The sequence below is a fragment of the Streptomyces sp. NPDC037410 genome (assembly GCF_055602235.1).
In genome coordinates this window covers 291087-311836 of record NZ_JBVJWR010000009.1, presented here as the reverse complement: position 1 = coordinate 311836, position 20750 = coordinate 291087, and the positions used below count along the sequence as shown (strand labels likewise).

Here is a 20750-nt window from a genome sequence, read left to right as displayed (position 1 = left end):
GGTGTGTGGGTTCAGCGGAGTGCGGCGGGCAGGTCGCCCCACAGGTACGCGGTCGTCTCGACGCCCTTCATGAGGAGATCGAGCTCGATCTTCTCGTTGGGGGCGTGCCAGCCGTCGGACGGGACGGAGATGCCGAGGAACAGGACGGGCGCCTCCAGGACGTCCTGGAGGTCGGCGGCCGGTCCGGAGCCGCCCTCGCGGGTGTAGCGGACCTTGGCGCCGTCGAAGGCCGTGCTCATGGCCCCGGCCACCGCCTTGAGGGCGGGGTGGCCGAGCGGCGTGAGGCAGGGGCGGGTCGGGGCGCCGAAGACGATCTCGTACCGGATGCCGGCGGGGACGAGTCCGGCGAGCCAGTCCCGTACCGCGAGCTGGACCTTCGCCGGGTCCTGGCCCGCGACGAGCCGGAACGACAGCTTGAGCTGGGCGGAGGCGGGGACGATCGTCTTGCCGCCGGGGCCCTGGTAGCCGCCGCCGATGCCGTTGACCTCGGCGGTGGGCCGGGCCCAGACCCGCTCCAGGGTCGTGAAGCCGGCCTCGCCGAGGGTGCCGTGGGACTTGGCGGTCCGCAGCCAGGCCGCCTCGTCGAAGGGCAGCTCGGCGACGAGGGCCCGCTCGGCGTCGGTGAGTTCCGTCACGCCGTCGTAGAAGCCGGGGATCGCCACGTGCTCGTCGGCGTCGTGGAGGGCGGCGACGATCCGGCCCGCGACGGTGGCCGGGTTAGGCACGGCGCCGCCGAAGGAACCGGAGTGGATGTCCTGGTCGGGGCCGAACAGCTCGATCTCGCAGTCGGCGACCCCGCGCATACCGGTGCAGACCGTGGGCGTCGTCTCGGACCACATGCCGGTGTCGGAGACGATCACGGCGTCGGCGGCGAGACGGTCCGCGTGCGCCTCGACGAGCTCCCGGAAGTGCGGGGAGCCCGACTCCTCCTCGCCCTCGATGATCAGCTTGAGGTTGACGGCGGGCGCGGTCCGGCCGGTGGCGGCGAGGTGGGCGCGGACACCGAGGGTGTGGAAGAACACCTGGCCCTTGTCGTCGGCGGCCCCGCGCGCGTACATCCGGCCGTCGATCACCGTCGGCTCGAACGGGTCCGTGTGCCAGCCGTCCTCACGGGCCGCGGGCTGCACGTCGTGGTGGCCGTAGACGAGGACGGTCGGGGCGTCCGGCTCCCCGGACGGCCACTCGGCGAAGACGGCCGGGGCGCCGTCGGTCTCCCAGACCTCGACCGTGGTGAAGCCGGTCTCCGTGAGCTTGGCGGCGAGCCACTCGGCGCTGCGCCGTACGTCCCCGGCGCGGTCTGGCTGGGCCGACACGGAAGGGATCCGCAGCCACTCGGCGAGGTCGCCGAGGAAGGCGTCACGGTGCTGCTCGACGTACGTGCGTACGGTACGGACGGCGCTGTCCGGGGTCTCGCTCATGCCCACGAGCCTATCCGGCGTCCGGGGGTGCCCCGCCCAGCAGGATGGCCTCGAGCTCCGCCCGGCCCGGCAGGCGGGCGGGACGGGCCACCTCACCCGTTCGGACGTACACGAACGCCGCGGCCACCTCCTCCGGCGCGAGGCCGTGCTGCTCGGCCCACGCCAGCCGGTAGATCGCGAGCTGGAGCGGATCCGCGGAGCGGTCCCGGCTGGTCTTCCAGTCGACGATCTCGTACGCGCCGGACTCCGGGTCCCGGTAGACGGCGTCGATCCTGCCCCGCACGACCCGGCCCGCGAGCGAGAGGTGTACGGGGACCTCGACGCGGTACGGGGTGCGGTGGGCGTACGGGGTGCGGGCGAAGGCCTCCTTGAGCTCGTCGAGGTCCCGCTCGTCGAGGATCTCCGGCTCCCCTGCGAAGTCCTCCCCGCCGGGGAGGTCCTCCGGGCCGAGGAACGGCAGCGGGAGCTCCTCGAAACGGGACTCCACCCACGCGTGGAAGCGGGTGCCCCGACGGGCCGCGGGCTGCGGCGCCTTCGGCATGGGCCGGGCCAGCTCCTGGGCGAAGCCGTCGGGGTCGGCGGCGAGACGCAGGACCTGGGAGGCGGAGAGGTACGCGGGCAGCAGGACGTCCCTGGTGGTCGCGCGGGCGCGGCGGAGCTCCGTGGTGAGGGCGGTGAGGTCTCGGTCCCAGGAGGCGATGGTTCTGGTGTCCTCGGGGGTGAGTTCCGTGTACGGCTCCGAGGGTGGGGCCTCGGGCTCCCTCGGTGCGGGGACCGCGTCCTTGTGGAGGTCCTCCGGGAGGGTTTCCTCGTCCCAGACGGGTTCCTCTTCCTCTGGCCAGAGGTCCTCGTGGTCGGGGTCCGGGAGGTCGGGCGCTGCGCTCGGGGGGTTGTGCCCACCCTCCCCCAAGCTCTGCGGAACGATTGCCCACAACGCGGTCAGCACCTGTTCCGCCGCTTTCCTTCTGCGGGTCAGCGCCTCCTCGTCCAGCGGCAACGGCCAGGCCTGGTCCTTGTTCTGTTCCGTCAGGGACGGGTTTTGCGCGTCCGGTTCCGGTTCTTCCGCCCAGTGCTCGATCTCGCCGTGGCCCGCCGTGCAGTGGTCGTACAGCGCGTGGAGGAAGTCCGAGGGGCCCCGGGGCTTCTTCTGGGCGGGGCCCCACCAGTGGGCGGAGCCGAGGAGGAGGGAGCGGGGGCGGGTGAAGGTGACGTAGCCGAGGCGGAGTTCCTCGGTGTGCTGGTGGTCCCGCATCTCGTTCTTGAAGGCCGTGAGGGACTTGGCGTCCCAGGTGTCGATGCCCGGCAGGGTGGCCGCGTCGCCGCGCAGGGCGTGCGGGAGCACCTGGGGCTGCGAGGTCCACGACTCGCGCGCGCGGGCGCTCGGGAACTGGCCGGTGACGAGGCCGGGGACGGCGACGACGTCCCATTCGAGGCCCTTGGACTTGTGGGCGGTGAGGACCTTCACGGTGTTCTCGCCGCCCGGCAGGGCGTTGTCGAGGCCCTTCTCGAACTGGGCGGCCGTGCGCAGGAAGCCGAGGAAGGCGAGGAGGCTGGCCTCGCCGTCGAGGGAGGCGAAGCCGGCGGCGATGTCGAGGAAGTGGCCGAGGGTCTCGCGGCGGCGGGCCGCGAGCGCGTGCGGGGAGGCGGAGAGCTCGACCTCCAGGCCGGTGGCGGCGAGGACGCGGTGCAGCACGTCCATGAGGGGGTCGGCTAGGGAGGTGCGCAGGGCGCGCAGCTCGGTGGCGAGGCGCGCGAAGCGGACCCGGGCCTCGGCGGAGAAGGCCAGGCCGTCGTCCGTACCACCGGAGTCGAGGAAGGTGTCGAGCGCGTCGGCGAGGGAGACGACCTCGGCCGGGTCGACGCCCTCGACGGCGGCGGCGAGCCGCTGCTCGGGGTCCGTCTCCTCGCCGCCCCGGTGGACCAGGAGGCGGGCGCGGCGGCCGAGGAGGGCGAGGTCGCGGGCGCCGATGCGCCAGCGGGGGCCGGTGAGGAGGCGGACCAGGGCGGCGTTGGCCCCCGGGTCCTGGAGGACCTCGCAGACGGCGACGAGGTCGGCGATCTCGGGCAGGTGGAGGAGGCCGGAGAGGCCGACGACCTCGACGGGGACGTCACGGGCGACGAGGGCGGCGTGGATGGCGGGGAAGTCGGTGGCGGTGCGGCACAGGACGGCGATCTCGCCGGGCTCGCGGCCGGTCCGTACGAGATGGGCGAGGGAGTCGGCGAGCCAGTCGATCTCCTCCGCGTGGGTGGGGAGGAGGGCGATGCGGACGCTGCCGTCGGCCTCGGCGCCCGGGGCGGGGCGCAGCGCGTCCACGCCCGCGTGCATGGCGCGCAGGGGGGCGGCGAGCCCGTTGGCGAGGTCCAGGAGGCGGCCGCCGCTGCGCCGGTTCTCGGAGAGGGAGTAGCGGCTGGCGGGGCTGCCGTCGGCGTGCGGGAAGTGCTCGGGGAAGTCGTCGAGGTTCGCGACGGAGGCGCCGCGCCAGCCGTAGATGGCCTGGCAGGGGTCGCCGACGGCGGTCACGGCGTGTCCGGTGCCGCGGCCGGTGGGGCCCTGGCCGAAGAGTCCGGAGAGCAGGAGCCGCTGGGCGACGGAGGTGTCCTGGTACTCGTCGAGGAGGACGACCCGGAACTCCCCGCGCAGGATCGCGCCGACCTCGGGCCGGGTGGTGGCGAGCTCGGCGGAGCGGGCGATCTGGTCGCCGAAGTCGAGCAGGTCGCGGGAGCGCTTGGCGGCGCGGTAGCGGACGACGAGGTCGAGGAGTTCGCGGCGGGCGGCGGAGGCCTCGGGGATCTTGCGCAGTTCGGCGTTGCTGAGCTTGGCGCCGGCGAGGGCGGTGAGGAGCTCGGAGTCGTACGCGAGGAGCCGCTCGGGCGGCACGAGGTGCTCGGCGAGCTCGGCGTCGAGGGCGAGCAGGTCGGTGATGAGGGTGGGGAAGGACCGGGTGAGCGCGGGGTACGGGCCGGGGGCCTCGCGGAGCACGCGCGCGGCCAGCTGGTAGCGGGTGGCGTCGGCGAGGAGGCGGGAGGTGGGCTCCAGGCCGATGCGGAGGCCGTGGTCGGTGAGGAGCTGCCCGGCGAAGGCGTGGTACGTGGAGATACGGGGCTCGCCCGCGGGGTTCTCCGGGTCGATGACGTCGGGGTCGGTGACGCCCGCGCGGACGAGGGCGGTGCGGACGCGCTCGGCGAGCTCGCCGGCCGCCTTGTTGGTGAAGGTGAGGCCGAGGACCTGCTCGGGGGCGACCTGGCCCGTGCCGACCAGCCAGACCACCCGGGCGGCCATCACCGTCGTCTTGCCGGAGCCGGCTCCGGCCACGACGACCTGCGGGGCGAGCGGCGCGGTGATGCAGGCCGTCTGCTCCGGGGTGAACGGGATGCCGAGGAGCTCTTTGAGCTGCTCGGGGTCGCTGATGCGTGCGGTCACCTCAAAGAGGCTAACGGGGCCGACCGACAATCCGGCCCCGTACGGCTGTGACCTGTGCTTCTACTGCTTCTACGCAGGCGTGCCCTGGTCGAGCTTGGAGAGGTCCACCGTCTCGTCGGCCGGCGGGGCCTTCACGTCGACCGGCTTGTCGTAGTCGGAGAGCACCACCGAGCCGGGCTCGTCCCCGCCCTTCTTGACCATCTTGAGGATGTACGGCTTGCCCTGTTCGGAGACGGAGACCGTGGCCGTCTCGCCGCCGGCCTTCTTCTTCACCAGGGTCGCGACGGGGGTCCCGTCGACCTTGCCGTCCGGCCCGCGGGTCAGTCCGCTGCGCTCCTGCTTGTCCTTGCCGATGTCGGCGAGGAGCGACTTCAGGTCGCAGACGCCGCCGAGGTCCTCGCTGCCCGTCTGCCCCGGGGCGATCTTCAGCCAGCGGCCCTTGATCAGTTCGAGGGTGACCGTGATCTGCGGCTCCGGCATGCCCTGGGAGGCCATGGAGGCCCGCCAGAAGGCCTCGTCGCCCTTCATGTACGTGACGTGGCCGACCCGGCGCAGTTCGGCGGTGCCGCCCTTGATCTTGATGAGGCCGGTGCACTCGCCGCTGTCGTTGACGGCGAAGTCGATGCCGATCGGCTGTCCCCCGCTGGCGACCCGGCCGGTCATGCGCAGGGACGTCGCGGACTGGGTGGCGGTCACGGCCCGCCGGCCGATCTCGTCGGGGGTGAGGCCCTTGAACGGATCCGGGGAGGGGGAGGGAGAGGGGGCGGCGGCGGGCGGGTGGGCGTCCGCCGCCGCCCAGGCCGCCGCCGGCGCGGGACCCGCGACGACGGCGACCGCGCAGACGACGGCCGCGGCGCGGAGCTTTCGGTGGGCCTTGGACGTCATGCGAGCCTCCTCGCTGATTCCCCCGGGCCGTCCCACCAGGGTCGCCCTGCACGCGCCGGCCCGCTACTTCTGCGCTCCGGGCTCGCGTACTCCCGCGTTCCGGGCTCGCGCACGTCCGCGTCCAGGCTCGCGCAGGTCCACGTCCACGTGCGCGTGCGTTCCGGGCTCGTACCGGTGGCGTCAGTCGACGACCTGGCGGCCCTCCGGCTGGGCGCTGCACGAGGCCCGGAAGGCGCAGGTCGTGCAGTGCTGGCCGGTGGTCGGGGTGAACCGCTCGTCGAGGACCCGGCCCGCCGCGTTGGCGAGCAGTTCGCCGACCCACTCCCCGGTCAGCGGCTCCTGCGCCTGGACCTTGGGCAGGGCGTCGCCGCCCTCCTTCTTCGGCGCTGCCTGCCGCAGCTGTACGAGTTCGGCGCCGCCCGGCTCCGGGCGTTCGCCGCCGAAGACCTCGTCGAGGGCGCCCTCCCGCACCGCGAGCTGGTAGACGGCGAGCTGCGGGTGCCGGGCGACCTCGTCCTTGGTGGGGGCCGCCTTGCCGGTCTTGAAGTCGACGACGTACGCGCGCCCGTGCTCGTCGGTCTCGACGCGGTCCATGGAGCCCTGGATGCGGACCTCGTACTCCCCCGCCTCCAGGGTCACGTCGAAGCCGTGCTCGGAGGCGGCGGGGGTCCGGCCGCCGCGGTCCATGACGTGCCAGCTCAGGAAGCGTTCCAGCGCCACGCGCGCGTGCTGCTTCTCCTGCGCCGACTTCCAGGGCGCGTCGAAGGCGAGCGCGTCCCACACCGAGTCAAGACGGGCCATCAGGACGTCGAGGTCGGCCGGGGTGCGCCCGGAGGCGACCTCGTCGGCGAGGACGTGGACGACGTTCCCGAAGCCCTGGGCGGCGGTGGCCGGGGCCGACGCCTTGACCTCACGACCCAGGAACCACTGGAGCGAGCAGGTGGAGACCAGGTTCTCCAGGGCGCTCGGCGACAGCGCCAGCGGCCGGTCGCGGTCGCGCAGCGGCGTCGCGCTGTGCGTCGGCTCGAACAGGCCCCACCAGCGGTCCGGGTGCGCGGCCGGGACCAGCGGCTGGCCGTCCTCGTCGGTCAGCGCGGCAAGGCGGGCGAGCCGGTCGGCGGCCGCCTCGCGGAGCTCCGGCGAGGCCTCCGGGTCGACGGTGGTGGCGCGGAGCTCGGCGACCAGGGCGGAGACGGCGAGCGGGCGGCGCGGGCGGCCCGGGACGTCCTTCGGCTCCGCGCCGAGCTCGGTCAGGAAGCGGGACGGCTGGTCCCCGTCCTCGGCGGCGGCCTTCACCGCCGTGACGACCAGCCGGTCACGCGCGCGCGTGGCGGCGACGTAGAACAGCCGGCGCTCCTCGGCGAGGAGGGCGCCGGGGCTGAGGGGCTCGGCCAGGCCGTCGCGCCCGATGCGGTCCGCCTCCAGGAGGGAGCCCCGGCGGCGGAGGTCCGGCCAGAGGCCCTCCTGGACGCCCGCGACGACGACGAAGCTCCACTCCAGGCCCTTGGAACGGTGGGCCGTCATGAGGCGCACCGCGTCCGGTCGGGTGTGCCGGCGGGTCAGGGTGTCGGCGGCGATGTCCTGGGCGTCGAGTTCCTCCAGGAAGTTGAGGACGCCCCGGCCGCCGACGCGCTCCTCGGCGCGGGCGGCGGTCTCGAAGAGGGCGCAGACGGCGTCGAGGTCACGGTCGGCGTTGCGCCCGGCGGGGCCGCCGCGGAGGGCGGCGCGCTCCAGGCGGCCGGGCCAGGGGGTGCCCTGCCAGAGCACCCAGAGGGCCTCCTCGGCGGTGCCGCCGGCGTCGAGCAGCGCGCGGGTCTCCTGGAGGAGCCGGCCGAGGCGGTGGGCGCCCCTGCTGTACGCGGGATCGTGTGCCACCAGGCGCTCGGGCTCTGCCAGGGCCTGGGCGAGGAGGACGTCGGAGGGGGGCGGGACCTTGTTGCCTGCGGCGCGCTGTTCGTCGCGGAGGGCGCGGCCGAGCCTTCGCAGGTCGGCGGGGTCGACGCCGGCGAGGGGGGACGCGAGCAGTTCGAGTGCGGTCTCCACGGGGAGCCAGGTCGCGGCGTCGGTGGCGTCCTGTGGCTCGCCGTCCGGGGCGGGTGCGGCGCCGTCGTCGGTTGTGCCCACCGGGTCCGCCCCTGCCGAACGCCTGCCCACAACCGGGTCCGCCCCTGCCGAACGCATGCCCACGACCTGGGCCACCGCCCTCAGTGCGAGCAGCAGCGGCGTCACCGCCGGTTCGTGACGTAGAGGGGTGTCCGCCGCGTCCGTCTCCACGGGGACGCCTGCCGAGGTGAGGGCTCGGCGGAGGGACGGGAGGGAGGCGGCGGCGCGGGTGAGGACGGCCATGTCCTGCCAGGGGACGCCGTTCTCCAGGTGCGCGCGGCGCAGCAGGTCGGCGATGTTCTCGGCCTCCGCCGAGGCCGTGGGGTACGTGTACGCCTCCGCCCGGCCCCCGTCCCGGGTCGGGGCGAGCTCGCGGTGGGCGCGGACCTTGTCGGCGGGGAGCCGGGGCATCGGCATCCGCCGGGCGAGCTGCCGGGTCGCCCCGAGGAGCTCCGCGCCCGAGCGGCGGGAGGTGCGCAGGACCTGGACGGTCGCGCCGCCGAAGGTGGACGGGAAGTCGAGGATGCCGTTCACGTCGGCGCCGCGGAAGGCGTAGATGGACTGGTCCGGGTCGCCGAAGGCGACGATCGTGGACCGGCCGCCGCCGGCGAGCGCGTGCAGGAGCCGGACCTGTGCGGGGTCGGTGTCCTGGTACTCGTCGACGTAGATCGCGTCGTACGCGGGCAGGCGGGAGTCCCGGGCGATCGGTACGGCCCGGTGGACGAGCTCGGCGTAGTCGAGGACGCCCTGGAGGTCGAGGACGTCGAGGTACTCGGCGAGGAAGCCGGCCGCCGCCTTCCAGTCCGGGCGGCCGACGCGGTCAGCGAAGCGGGCGAGCGCGTCCGGTCCGAGGCCCAGCTCGCGGGAGCGCGCGAGGACGGCCCGTACCTCGTCGGCGAAGCCGCGGGTGGTGAGGCAGGCGCGGAGTTCGTCGGGCCAGCGGACCCGGCCGAGGCCCGCCTTCTCCAGGTCGATCTGGCCGGCGAGCAGCTCGCGGACGGCGAGGTCCTGCTCGGGTCCGGAGAGCAGCCGGAGCGGTTCGGCGAAGAGTTCGGCGTCCTGGTGGGCGCGGATCAGGGCGTAGCAGTACGAGTGGAAGGTCGTCGCCTGCGGCGGGCGGCGGCCGCCGAGCCGCGCGGCCATGCGGTCGCGGAGTTCGACGGCGGCCTTGCGGCTGAACGTGAGGACGAGGAGGCGCTCGGGGTCGGCGCCGTTCTCCATGCGGGCGGCGACCGCCTCGACCAGGGTGGTCGTCTTGCCGGTGCCGGGTCCGGCGAGGACGAGGAGAGGTCCGCCGGTGTGGTCAACCACGTGCCGCTGGACTGCGTCCAGCTGAGGGGGATCCAGCGGGGCCGGCGTGGTGCGCACCAGTCGGTAGGCGCCCGGGGTCCGCTGCCGTCCCGGACCCGGGTACGGCTGTCCCTGGTGCGGCGGCGTACGCCGGGTGGTGGAGGAGGAGCTCACGTGGATCGCCGGTCCTGGTGGGTGTGGTGGTGCGGGTGAGGCGGCCGTGTGCCGTGGCCGCCGCCTCGGGAGACGCGAACGTCGACGTTACGCGAAGCGGACCGCCGACGAGCCGTACTCCGTACCGCGCCCACCCCCACGGGCCCGTCCTGGCCGGGCCGACCGGGGCGGGGCCCTCAGGTGTGAGTTCCGGCACCCCCACCGGAGGCCGCGCCGCCGTCCCAGCGCGCCCGGCGCATGTCGATCCTCGGTACGTGTCCCCCGGCCGACGGGCCCGCCGCGCGCAGCGGGGTGCCCTCCTCGCGGTAGTGGTCGAGGGCGCGCAGCTCGTGCCCGGGCAGCAGGGTGCCGTCGGCGCGGACCACCCGCCACCACGGGGCCGCGCCGCCGTAGAGTGCCATGACCCGGCCGACCTGGCGGGGTCCGCCCTCGCCGAGCCACTCGGCGACGTCGCCGTAGGTCATCACGCGGCCGGGCGGGATCGCGTCGGCGACGTCGAGCACCCGCTCCGCGTACTCGGGCAGTTCTCCGGTCTCCCCCACGGGCTCCTCCATGCTCATCCGCACCATCCTGCCTCACCCCACCGACATGGCCCTGATGCCTCCGCGCGGCAGCTCTTCGTGCCACCATCGTCCGGGCGGTGACTGGTGATACGAGATCAAGAGCGACAAGTACAAGAACAAGACGTACAAGAACGTGATCGACAAGACGCACAGGCAGAGACGGACATGGTGATGGGGCAGGACACGCAGCCTCCTGGCGGGGCTCAGCCCGACGTGCCCGAGCGGGTCTCCGGTGACGAGCCGCTGCTCGCCGCCCGCGTCCACCGGCCCTCCGACCTGATGCGGCTCCTCGTCGGTCTGCTCGCCATCGGGCTCGTCATCGCCGTCGCGGCCTTCGCCCACGCCACGACCTCGGGTCTCGAGCAGGACATCAACAAGGGCGCGACCGGCACCCCGGACGTGTTCGTCAAGATCGCCGGTCTCGTCTCGTCCATCGCCGTCCTCCTCGTTCCGGTCGCCTTCGCCATCGAGCGGCTGATCAAACGGGACGGGCTGCGGATCGCCGACGGCGTCCTCGCCGCCGTCCTGGCGCACGGCGTCACCCTCGCCACCGACCTGTGGGTCGCCCAGGCCGCGCCCGGCACGATCCAGGACGCGCTGACCCAGCCGCAGTCCGGCGGCGGGCTCACCGACCCGGTGCACAACTACCTCGCGCCGGTCATCGCGTACATGACCGCAGTCGGCATGGCCCGCAGACCCCGCTGGCGGGTGTCGCTCTGGGTGGTGCTGCTGCTCGACGCGTTCACGATGCTGGTGGCCGGCTACACCACCGCCCTCTCGATCATCCTCACCGTCCTGATCGGCTGGACCGTGGCGTACGGCACGCTGTACGCGGTCGGCTCGCCGAACGTCCGGCCCACCGGGCAGACCCTCCTCGCCGGCCTGCGCCGGGTCGGCTTCCGGCCGGTGACCGCGCTGCGCGCCGAGGGCGTGCCCGACTCCGCCGACAGCGGCGACCGGGGCCGCCGGTACATCGTGACCCTGGAGGACGGGCCGCCGCTCGACGTCACCGTCGTCGACCGCGAGCAGCAGGCGCACGGCTTCTTCTACCGCGCCTGGCGGCGGATCACGCTCCGGACGATCACCACCCGCCGCTCGATCGTCTCGCTGCGCCAGGCCCTGGAGCAGGAGGCGCTCCTCGCGTACGCGGCGATCGCCGCCGGGGCGAACGCGCCCAAGCTGATCGCCACCTCGGAGCTCGGCCCGGACGCCGTGATGCTCGTGTACGAGCACATCGGCGGCCGCAGCCTGGACTCGCTCGACGACGCCGAGATCACCGACGAGCTGCTCCGCAGCGCCTGGCGGCAGGTCCGGGCGCTCCAGTCGCGGCGGATCGCGCACCGCCGGCTCACCGGGGACGCCATCCTGGTGGATCGTTCCGGCAGGGTGATCCTCACCGACCTGCGGGGCGGCGAGATCGCGGCCGGCGACCTGGTCCTGCGGATGGACGTCGCCCAGCTGCTCACCACCCTCGGTCTGCGGGTGGGGGCGGAGCGGACGGTCGCCGCGGCCGTCGAGGTGCTCGGCCCGGACGCCGTCGCCGACTGTCTGCCGCTGCTCCAGCCGATCGCGCTGAGCCGCTCCACGCGCGCGACGCTGCGGAAACTGGCGCGGGAACGGTCCGCGCGGGAGCGGGAGGCCGTGCTCGCGGCCTCCGGGGCGGCCAAGCACGAGCGGGAGCTCGCGAAGGCCGAGGCGGCCGCGGACAAGACGGCCGTACGGGCGGAGACGAAGGCCGAGAAGAAGGCGGACAAGAAGGCCGAGAAGCGGGCCCTCGACACCGCCCTGGACGAGGCCCGCGAGGAGGACCTGCTCGCGCAGATCCGGCAGCAGGTGCTGCTGATCCGCCCGCAGGCCCCGGTGGAGCCGGTCCGTCTGGAGCGGATCAAGCCGCGGACCCTGGTCAGCATGATCGCGGGCGCGGTCGCCGCGTACTTCCTGCTCTCGCAGATCGCCCGTACGCCGCTGTCGACGGTCAGCGAGGCGGACTGGCGCTGGGTGTCGGCCGCCGTGCTGTTCTCGGCGGTCAGCTATGTGGCGGCGGCGATGGCCCTGCTCGGCTTCGTGCCCGAGCGGGTCGGGTTCTGGCGGACGGTGGCGGCGCAGGTCGCCGGCTCCTTCGTGAAGATCGTCGCCCCCGCGGCCGTCGGCGGCGTCGCGCTGAACACCCGCTTCCTCCAGCGCTCGGGCGTGCGCCCGGGGCTCGCGGTCGCGAGCGTCGGCGCCTCGCAGCTCTTCCAGCTGGGGGCGCACATCACGCTGCTGCTCTCCTTCGGCTATCTGACGGGCACGGAGAAGTCGCAGTCCTTCACCCCGTCGAGGACGGTGATCGCCGGGCTCCTGACGGTCGCGGTGCTCGTCCTGGTGGTGACGGCGATCCCGTTCATGCGCAAGTTCGTGTCGACGCGGCTGCGCTCGCTGTTCGCCGGTGTCGTGCCGCGCATGCTGGACGTGCTCCAGCGGCCGATGAAGCTGGTCACCGGCATCGGCGGGATGCTGCTCCTCACCGCCGCGTTCGTGTTCTGCCTCGACGCCTCGATCCGGGCGTTCGGCCACGGGAACACGACGGTCAGCTACGCGAGCGTGGCCGTCGTCTTCCTCGCGGGCAACGCGCTCGGCTCGGCGGCGCCGACGCCGGGCGGTGTCGGCGCGGTCGAGGGCGCGCTCACCCTCGGTCTGGTGGCGGTGGGCCTGCCGATCGAGGTCGCGACCCCGGCGGTGCTCCTGTACCGCCTGCTGACGCTGTGGATCCCGGTGCTGCCGGGATGGATCTGCTTCAACTGGCTGACGAAGCAGGAAGCCCTGTAGCCGACGAAGCGCGAAGCCCTGTAGAGGATCCCGCGCGAGGGGATCCCACGCGCCACCCACTTGGACCTCCGTCCCGCGCGGGGGCGGGGGCGGCGGCCGACGATGGGCCTATGCCGAACTCCGCCGCCCAGCGTGCCGCCCTGTTCGCCGCCACCACGGTGCTGCTCGCCGCCGGCTGCTCGGACGGGGGCAGCGGTGCGGCGGAGCCGGTGACGCCGACCGGCTCCGGGCTTTCGGCGCTGACGTCGCAGAAGCTGTCCTGGGCGCCGTGTCCGGCGCCGTCGGCCGCCGAGGGCGGCGGCGGGGCACCGCCCGCCCCGCTGCCCGACGGCACCGCCTGGGAGTGCTCCTTCCTCCAGGCGCCCCTCGACTGGTCGGTACCGGAGGGCGAGACCATCGAACTGGCCCTCATCCGGGCCAAGGCCCGTGACGCCTCCCGGCGGATCGGCTCGCTCGTCTTCAACTTCGGCGGGCCCGGCGGCTCCGGCATCACCGGCCTGCCCGGTTTCGCGAAGGACTACGAGACCCTGCGCAGCCGCTACGACCTGGTCTCCTTCGACCCGCGCGGGGTCGGCCGCAGCGATCCCGTCGAGTGCGCCACCGACAAGGAGCTCGACGCCTACTACGCCCTGGACTTCATGCCCGACGACGCCGCCGAGGAGCGGACGCTGTCCGACGCGCAGAAGCGGTACGCGAAGGGCTGCGAGCAGGACGCGGGCGCGGCCCTGCCGCACGTCGGCACGGAGAACGCGGCCCGGGACCTGGACCTGATGCGGCAGGTCCTCGGCGACGAGAAGCTGCACTACTTCGGCATCTCGTACGGCACGGAACTCGGCGGCGTCTACGCCCACATGTTCCCGAAGAACGTGGGCCGGGCCGTCTTCGACGCGGTCGTCGACCCGGAGGCGGGCGTCGAGGACGGCGCCCTCGGCCAGGCGAAGGGCTTCCAGCTCGCCCTGGACAACTTCGCCCAGGACTGTGTGGACCGCGGCGAGGAGTGCACCCTGCCCGGCACCAGCGTCGCCGAGATCGAGGCGGGGATCACGGACCTCCTCGCGGCCCTCGACAAGAAGCCGATCCCCGGGATCGGCGACCGGCAGCTCACGCAGACCCAGGCCACCAACGGCATCGCGCAGGCCCTGTACTCGAAGGAGTTCTGGCCGTATCTGGAGCAGGGGCTCGACGCGGCCGACGGCGGCGACGGGGGGCTGCTGCTCTCCCTGTCCGACTCGATGAACGGGCGCGGCGAGAACGGCTCCTACAGCAACATCCAGGCGGCGAACGCGGCCATCAACTGCGTGGACTACAAGGAGCGCTACACCCTGGGGCAGGCGAAGGAGCGGCTTCCGCAGTTCCGCGAGGCCTCCCCCGTCTTCGGCGACTTCATGGGCTGGGCGCTCGCGAGCTGCGCGAACTGGCCGGTGCCGGGAGGGTGGGAGCACCCGGACGTCTCGGCGCCGGGCTCGGCGCCGATCCTGGTCGTCGGGAACACCGGCGACCCGGCCACGCCGTACGAGGGGGCCCGGTCCATGGTGGAGGCGCTCGGCAAGGGCGTCGGCGTGGAGCTGACGTACGAGGGCGAGGGCCACGGCGCGTACAACGGCGGCAGCGCCTGCGTGAAGAAGGCGGTGGACACGTACCTCCTGGAGGGCAAGGTCCCGGCCTCGGGCACGGTCTGCAAGAAGTGACCCCCGGGCCCCCGGCGCATGCGGAAGGCCCCGGACCCGCCGAAGCGGTCCGGGGCCTTCCGTGCACCGTTCTTCAGTAGATCGGCTTCTCGGGCTCGATCTGGTTGACCCAGCCGATCACGCCGCCGCCGACGTGGACCGCGTCCGCGAAGCCCGCGGACTTGAGGACCGCGAGGACTTCCGCACTGCGGACACCCGTCTTGCAATGCAGGACGATCCGCTTGTCCTGCGGGAGGTCCTGGAGGGCGTTGCCCATCAGGAACTCGTTCTTCGGGATCAGGCGCGCGCCGGGGATCGAGACGATCTCGTACTCGTTCGGCTCGCGGACGTCGATGATGTCGATCTTCTCGTCCGCGTCGATCCACTCCTTGAGCTGCTTGGGAGTGATCGTGGAGCCGAGCGCCGCCTCCTGGGCCTCCTCGGACACGACGCCGCAGAAGGCCTCGTAGTCGATGAGCTCGGTGACGGTCGGGTTCTCGCCGCAGACCGCGCAGTTGGGGTCCTTGCGGACCTTGACCTGGCGGTACTGCATCTCCAGGGCGTCGTAGATCATCAGGCGGCCGACCAGCGGGTCGCCCACGCCGGCCAGGACCTTGATGGCCTCGGTGACCTGGATGGAGCCGATGGACGCGCAGAGCACGCCCAGGACGCCGCCCTCGGCGCAGGACGGGACCATGCCCGGCGGCGGGGGCTCCGGGTAGAGGCAGCGGTAGCAGGGGCCGTACTCGGACCAGAAGACCGAGGCCTGGCCGTCGAAGCGGTAGATCGAGCCCCAGACGTACGGCTTGTTCAGCAGCACACAGGCGTCGTTCACCAGGTAACGGGTGGCGAAGTTGTCCGTGCCGTCGACGATCAGGTCGTACTGGCTGAAGATGTCCATCACGTTGTCGGCCTCGAGCCGCTCCTCGTGAAGGATCACGTTCACGTACGGGTTGATGCCGAGGACGGAGTCCTTCGCGGACTCGGCCTTGGAGCGGCCGATGTCGGCCTGGCTGTGGATGATCTGGCGCTGGAGGTTCGACTCGTCGACCTCGTCGAACTCCACGATGCCGAGCGTGCCCACGCCGGCGGCGGCCAGGTACATCAGGGCCGGGGAGCCGAGGCCGCCGGCGCCGACACACAGCACCTTGGCGTTCTTCAGCCGCTTCTGCCCGTCCATCCCGACGTCCGGGATGATCAGGTGGCGGGAGTACCTGCGGACCTCGTCTACGGTGAGCTCGGCAGCCGGCTCGACCAGGGGTGGCAGCGTCACTGGAGACCTCATAAATGCGGCTGGTCGGGATGTCAGTACGGTTGTTCTCCCCGTAACACTGCCACGCCCCTTCTCATTCCGAGACACCCGGTCCGATCCGCGAGACGATTTCGTCCCAGTAGCCGGGCAGCGTATGGAAATGGTCGCTTTGTCCCGGGCGGGCGGGACGGTCCGTGAAGAAGATCGTCCCCGCCCCCTGCCAGCGGGCGATCCGCAGCGCCTCGTCCAGGTGGGTGCGCGGAATGCCGTGGACGAGGTGGACGAACTTGGCCTCCGTGTACTCGGCGGTCCACTCCGCCACCTGCGACCAGCGGTAGTCCACCCAGGAGCCGGCGAAGGTCACCAGCTGGTCGGCGGCCTCGGCGTACCCCGGGTGGGGATGGGTGCCGTGACCGAGGACGAGGTGGGCCTCCCCGCCGAGCACGGCCTCCAGGGTCGCGGTGAGCCGCCGCGTCCCGGCCAGGTCGTCCCGGTCGGCGGGCGCGCGGTCCAGGTAGAAACCGCCGACCTTGTACCAGTCGAGGAAGCGGTGGGCGTCCGAGACGAGCTCCCCCAGGGGCCGGGAGCCGTACGCCAGGTCCAGGTGCCCGAGGACCTTGACCCCGGCGTTACGGAGCTTCCCCGCCGCCTCCAGGCAGTGCGGGTCGGGCCGGCTCCCGGGGCCGTCCGCCACGTTGAGCACCGCCCAGTGCAGCGGGGTCCCGGGGCGGGTGAGCTCGGCCCACTCGACGGGGGCGAGCAGCGGATGGGCGTAGCCGGGGACGCCGAAGCCGAGCGCCTGGAGGGCCCCGGTGGCCGTGGTCGTCGTCAGATGCGACACGCCGCCTCCATCCAGATGTCGGCGAGGGACTCCTCCAGGTTGATCCGGGGGCGCCAGCCGAGCCGGTCGCGGGCCGTGCGGACGTCGGCCTGCTGCCAGGGCCCGCAGCCGTCGGGATACGGGTACGGGGCGGAGGCCAGCTGTTCGGCGATCGTCCCCTCGGTGCGGGGGGCGCCGATCATCGGGCGCTGCGGGATGCCGTGCGGACCGTCCAGCTCGTGCAGGTTGCCCGCGTAGCCGGCGACCCGGGCGAGGACGGCGGCGGCGTCGCGGAGCTTGACCGCGCGGCCGGTGCCGATGTTGACGACGCCCTGGGCGGCGGAGAGGGAGGCCGCGTGGACGGCCCGCGCCACGTCCCGTACGTCGACGAAGTCCCGCTGCACGCCGAGGCCGCTGAGCTTGAGCTCGCCGTCCCCGGCCTGCATCGCGCGGCGCATCGCCTCGGCGAGGCGGCCGAGCGGGGAGCCGGCGGGCGTGCCGGGACCGACGGGCGAGAAGACCCGCAGGACGACGGCGTCGAGGCCCGAGCCGAGGACCAGCTCGGTCGCGGCGAGCTTCGACACGCCGTACGGGCCGCCGGGGCGCGGGATCGCGTCCTCGGCCGTGGAGGAGCCGGGCTGGCTCGGCCCGTACTCCGAGGCGCAGCCGACCTGGACGAGCCGGGCCCCGCAGCCGCTGCGGCGCAGGGCCTCGCAGACGGTGGCGACGGCGACGGTGTTGTGCCGGGTCAGCTCGCGGGCGCCGCCGCGGGTGGCTCCGGCGCAGTTGACGACGACGCCGGGGTGGACGGCGTCCAGGAAGCGGGTGAGCGCGCCGGGGCTGCCCGAGGCGAGGTCGAAGCGCACGTCGGCGTCGTCGCCCCGGCCGAGCGCGGTGAGGTGGACGGCCGGGTCGGCGAGCAGCCGGTCGGCGACGAAGCGTCCGATGAAGCCGTTGGCTCCGAGGAGTAGCACCCTCATCGTGCGGCCCCTACGTGCCGACCGGCCGGTCCTTGGGATCGAGGGGTCATGGTCTTCTGTCTCCTTGCGGGGTGATGAGAGAGGTGACGGGGCTCGCCCGCGGCGTCGGCTCCGCGGGTGGGCGGGGTCTTCACGGAGTTGCGTGGGCGGACGCCCGGGCGAGGGAGCCGGTCGCATGGGCCAGGAGGCCGAGCGCGGCGGCGCCGCAGACGAGGGTGGGTACGGCCCCGGGACCCCAGGCCCCGACGAGCGCGCGCACCGGGGCGGCGAGCGCGTCGAAGCCGGGGACGGGGACGCGGGCGGCGAGGACGCTCGCGAGGGCGAGGGCCTCGCCGGCGCCGGCGGCCCCGAGGGCGGCGGAGGCCGTCTCGGGGTGGCCGTGGACGGTGAGGAGCCGGGCGAGCAGCAGGAGCGCCCCGAGGGCGAGGGCCCCGGAGCTGAAGCCGGTGAGGGCGAGCAGGCCGGCGAGGGCGAGGAGCTGGAGGGTCACGGTGCCGAGGAACAGCGGCCGGGTGGTGGCGGCGAAGTCGGCGAGGCCGCGGCTGTCGGCGATGCGGCGGCGGGCCCGGCTCGCGAAGAGGTGGGCGCCCCAGGCGGCGGGCGCGACGGCGAGGGCGAGGCCCAGGAGGGGCGCGGGGGCGAGCTCCCAGAACCCGTCGGGGCCACCGCTGAGGACCTGCTCCAGGAGTCCGTCGCCGCCGACCGCGTACGCCAGGAGCCAGAGGGTCCAGAGCCGGGCGGCGGGCACGGCCGCCCCGTCGGGGGCGCGGAAGGGGCCTTCCCGTACGGCGAGCAGCAGCGCCCCGCCGAGGGCGAGGGCCCCCGCGGCGCCGACGGCGAGCCGTACGGGCCCGTAGCTGAAGGCGAGTCCGAGCCCGGCGAGCCCGGCGACCCCGCCGGGGGCGAGCACGGCGAGCGCCCAGGGCGCGCGGGCCCGCTCCGGCTCCGCGGCGGGCGCGGGTTTCTCCTGTCCGCGCGGCACGCGCGCGTACAGCTCCTCGGCGAGCGAGAACACGTCCCGGTGCCGGAAGCGCGCGGCGGTCCGGTCGGTGAACCCCTGCGCTTCGAGCCCGGCGGCGATCTCCAGCGCGTCGACGGCCCGCTCGCAGAGCTCCCGGTGCCGGTGCATGAGCACTTTGACGGGGTCGGCGTGCCCGCGCCGGCCACGGGGGCGGGCGGGGGCGGTGTCCGCGGGGGCGGGTGCGGGGAGGTGGGCGGTGCCGTCCGCGCGGTGGTCCGACGCCGGGTGCGGGTCCACCGCGTCCGAGGCCGAGTCCGGGTCGCTCGGGTCTGCCTCGGCCGCGCGGTCCGGTTCCTCCCCGTCCACCGGATCCGGGTCGTGAACCTCAGGCGTGGTCCAGGCCGTCCCCGGGGTCGGGGCTATCCCGGAGGGGGCGGCGTCGACGGGGTCCTCGGGCGCGGGGGCGCGGAGGTCGAGGGAGCCGGCGGCCGTGAGGGCGGGGGTGCCGAGGAGGGCTTCGGAGCGGGCGTCCCAGGCTCCGGGGCTCGTCGGGGCGGCGGAGCCGCGCATGGGGGTGTCTCCTTCAGGCATCGGGGGCTCCCGTCCCTGTGGTCACGGCCTTGTGCGCCCAGCTGCCCGGGACATGGGCCTCGGCCGGGTGGGCGAAGGGGACGCCGTCCCCGGGGCGGTGGCGGACCGGCGCGTGGGAGAGGAGTTCGAGGTAGATGCCGCGGAACGCGGCGAGGTTCTGTTCGACGGTGAAGAGTTCGAGCGCACGGGCGCGGGCGGCGGCGCCGAGCCGGTGACGGCGCTCGGGGTCGCGCAGCAGCGCGAGGCACGCGTCGGCGAGCGCCCGGGGGTTGCGCGGGGGGACGACGAGGCCGGTGCCGCCGATGATCTCGACGACGGCGCCGACGTCCGTGGAGACGGTGGCCCGCGCGCAGAACATCGCCTCGACGAGGCTCGCGGGGAAGCCCTCGACGAGGCTGGACATGACGACGAGCGCGCCGGAGGCGTAGGTGTCCTCCAGGGTGGGCGCCTCGGGACCGCCGAGCTCCTCGAAGGTGACGGGGTTCTCGCCGACGGCGTGCGCCCCGGTGGCCTCGTCGGGGAAGAGCTGGGCGGCGAGCCCCTTGCAGTACGTGAGGTAGCCGGCCCCGCCGTCGCGGACCGGCACGGCGACGATCCGCAGCCGGGCGTCGGGCTGCCGGGCCCGGATCTCGGCGAAGGCGTGGAGGAGGCCGATGAGGTCCTTGGCGGGTTCGACGCGGCCGACCCAGACGAGGGTGGCGGGGTCGCCGCTCTCCTCGTCCTCGCCGACCTCGGCGAAGCGGTCGGCGGCCATGCCGGGGTGGACGGTGCGGATACGGGCCCGGTCGGCGCCGCACTTCTCCTGCCAGCGGCGGGCGTGGGCGTTGCCGGGGGTGAGGAGGGCGGCCTGCCGGTAGATCTCGCCGGCGAGCCGGCCGTGGAGGGCGGCGAGCAGGACGCGCAGGGGGGCGGAGCGGTCGGCGCCGGCCGTGGAGAGGTAGTGGGCGCGGAGCGGTACGCCGTACTCGGTGACGAGCAGCGGGGTGCCGAAGAAGCGTTTGGCCAGCAGGCCGGGGAGGGCCGTGGTGCCTCCGGCGGCGGCGTGGCAGAGGTCGGCGGCGGCGAGCGCGTCGTCCTCGTACCAGTCGAGGGAGAGGGGGCGCAGGGCGCGCTCCAGGTGCTCGGCGAAGGCGAGGTGGTCGGCGAGTCCGGCGGCGGCCGCGCCCCGGCGTGCGCCGGGCGCGCGGCAGGCGGCCTCCAGGGCGCGGACGGCGTCGTCGGAGCGGAGGGCCCCGGACAGTCCACCGCGCTCGCGGGCGAGTTCGGCGAGGGCGTAGAGCCCTTCGGCGAAGGAGGTGGCACCGTCCTCGGCGAACTCGGCGTCCGCGGCGTCCTCGGTGCAGAGTCCGGTGACGAGCCGGTGGTAGGCCTCGGTGAAGCGGCGCCGGTCCTGGCGTCCGTAGGCCCGGCGGGAGGCGCGCGGCTCGCAGAGGCCGGTGCGCTCGTGCGTCGTCGCGTCGGGGCCGCCGAGGTCGGCGGTGCGGGCGAGGCGGGCGTTCGGCGGCAGGGGCAGCGGGGTGCCGGCCGGGCCGAGGGCGTAGAGGTCGAACGTGTGCTGTCCGAGCCCGCGTACGAGCCGCTCGCACCAGCGCCCGGACTCACCGGTGGCGTACGGGTAGCCACCCTCCGTAAGCATTCCGATCCGCACGCGTGCACCCCCGATCTCCCTTGACGGCGGTCACCGTCGTCCCGGTGACCCGCAGCGGGAAGAACGTAAGCGGATACACCGGTGGGGGGGGGGGGGGGGGGGGGGGGGGGGGGGGAGGGGGGGGGGGGGGGGGGGGGGGGGGGACTTCCGTGCCGCGTGGCCTGGCGAG

General features: G+C 74.2%; 12 protein-coding genes. 2 read left to right on the top strand and 10 right to left on the bottom strand.

Annotated elements, in window-relative coordinates; all coding sequences use genetic code 11:
* Nucleotides 1–11 precede the first annotated feature (11 nt).
* The 5 genes from ACZ7HT_RS18085 to ACZ7HT_RS18065 form a co-directional block, all read right to left on the bottom strand.
* A complete protein-coding gene (locus tag ACZ7HT_RS18085; protein WP_471166439.1) occupies nucleotides 12–1418 on the bottom strand; it encodes a dipeptidase in 1407 nt (468 codons plus the stop codon).
* A 10-nt stretch (nucleotides 1419–1428) separates the two neighbouring features.
* On the bottom strand, nucleotides 1429–4839 hold the full coding sequence (locus ACZ7HT_RS18080) for a UvrD-helicase domain-containing protein (protein ID WP_471166436.1): 3411 nt from the start codon (nucleotides 4837–4839) through the stop codon (nucleotides 1429–1431).
* A gap of 69 nt (nucleotides 4840–4908) precedes the next feature.
* The gene (locus ACZ7HT_RS18075; RefSeq protein ID WP_471166433.1) at nucleotides 4909–5724 is read right to left on the bottom strand and encodes a hypothetical protein; all 816 of its coding nucleotides are present in this window, start codon (nucleotides 5722–5724) and stop codon (nucleotides 4909–4911) included.
* Nucleotides 5725–5904: 180 nt separating this feature from the next.
* Nucleotides 5905–9291: an ATP-dependent helicase gene (locus ACZ7HT_RS18070; RefSeq protein WP_471166430.1), complete on the bottom strand. Its 3387-nt coding sequence runs from the start codon at nucleotides 9289–9291 to the stop codon at nucleotides 5905–5907.
* A 176-nt stretch (nucleotides 9292–9467) separates the two neighbouring features.
* Entirely contained in the window at nucleotides 9468–9860 is a 393-nt protein-coding gene (locus ACZ7HT_RS18065; protein ID WP_471166428.1) for an MGMT family protein, read from the bottom strand.
* 159 nt (nucleotides 9861–10019) lie between these two features.
* Between ACZ7HT_RS18065 and ACZ7HT_RS18060 the strand changes: the two genes are divergently transcribed.
* Together ACZ7HT_RS18060 and ACZ7HT_RS18055 are read left to right on the top strand one after the other, a co-directional pair.
* Nucleotides 10020–12662, top strand: coding sequence for a flippase-like domain-containing protein (locus ACZ7HT_RS18060; protein WP_471166425.1), 2643 nt, complete (start codon nucleotides 10020–10022; stop codon nucleotides 12660–12662).
* A gap of 110 nt (nucleotides 12663–12772) precedes the next feature.
* Complete coding sequence (locus ACZ7HT_RS18055) at nucleotides 12773–14350, top strand: alpha/beta hydrolase (RefSeq protein ID WP_471166422.1); 1578 nt, start codon at nucleotides 12773–12775, stop codon at nucleotides 14348–14350.
* A 73-nt stretch (nucleotides 14351–14423) separates the two neighbouring features.
* On the opposite strand, the gene moeZ is transcribed toward ACZ7HT_RS18055, so the two are convergent.
* The 5 genes from moeZ to ACZ7HT_RS18030 form a co-directional block, all read right to left on the bottom strand.
* Nucleotides 14424–15602 (bottom strand): adenylyltransferase/sulfurtransferase MoeZ, encoded by a 1179-nt coding sequence (gene moeZ, locus ACZ7HT_RS18050; RefSeq protein ID WP_471166420.1) that lies wholly within the window; start codon nucleotides 15600–15602, stop codon nucleotides 14424–14426.
* 73 nt (nucleotides 15603–15675) lie between these two features.
* Nucleotides 15676–16422 (bottom strand): spherulation-specific family 4 protein, encoded by a 747-nt coding sequence (locus ACZ7HT_RS18045; RefSeq protein WP_471166417.1) that lies wholly within the window; start codon nucleotides 16420–16422, stop codon nucleotides 15676–15678.
* A complete protein-coding gene (locus tag ACZ7HT_RS18040; RefSeq protein ID WP_184931406.1) occupies nucleotides 16410–17381 on the bottom strand; it encodes an NAD-dependent epimerase/dehydratase family protein in 972 nt (323 codons plus the stop codon). Before ACZ7HT_RS18040 ends, ACZ7HT_RS18045 begins: the two co-directional genes overlap by 13 nt.
* A 130-nt stretch (nucleotides 17382–17511) precedes the next feature.
* A complete protein-coding gene (locus tag ACZ7HT_RS18035) occupies nucleotides 17512–18912 on the bottom strand; it encodes a hypothetical protein (protein ID WP_471166415.1) in 1401 nt (466 codons plus the stop codon).
* Between the two features lie 13 nt (nucleotides 18913–18925).
* Complete coding sequence (locus ACZ7HT_RS18030; RefSeq protein ID WP_471166413.1) at nucleotides 18926–20581, bottom strand: glycosyltransferase; 1656 nt, start codon at nucleotides 20579–20581, stop codon at nucleotides 18926–18928.
* Nucleotides 20582–20750: the final 169 nt, after the last annotated feature.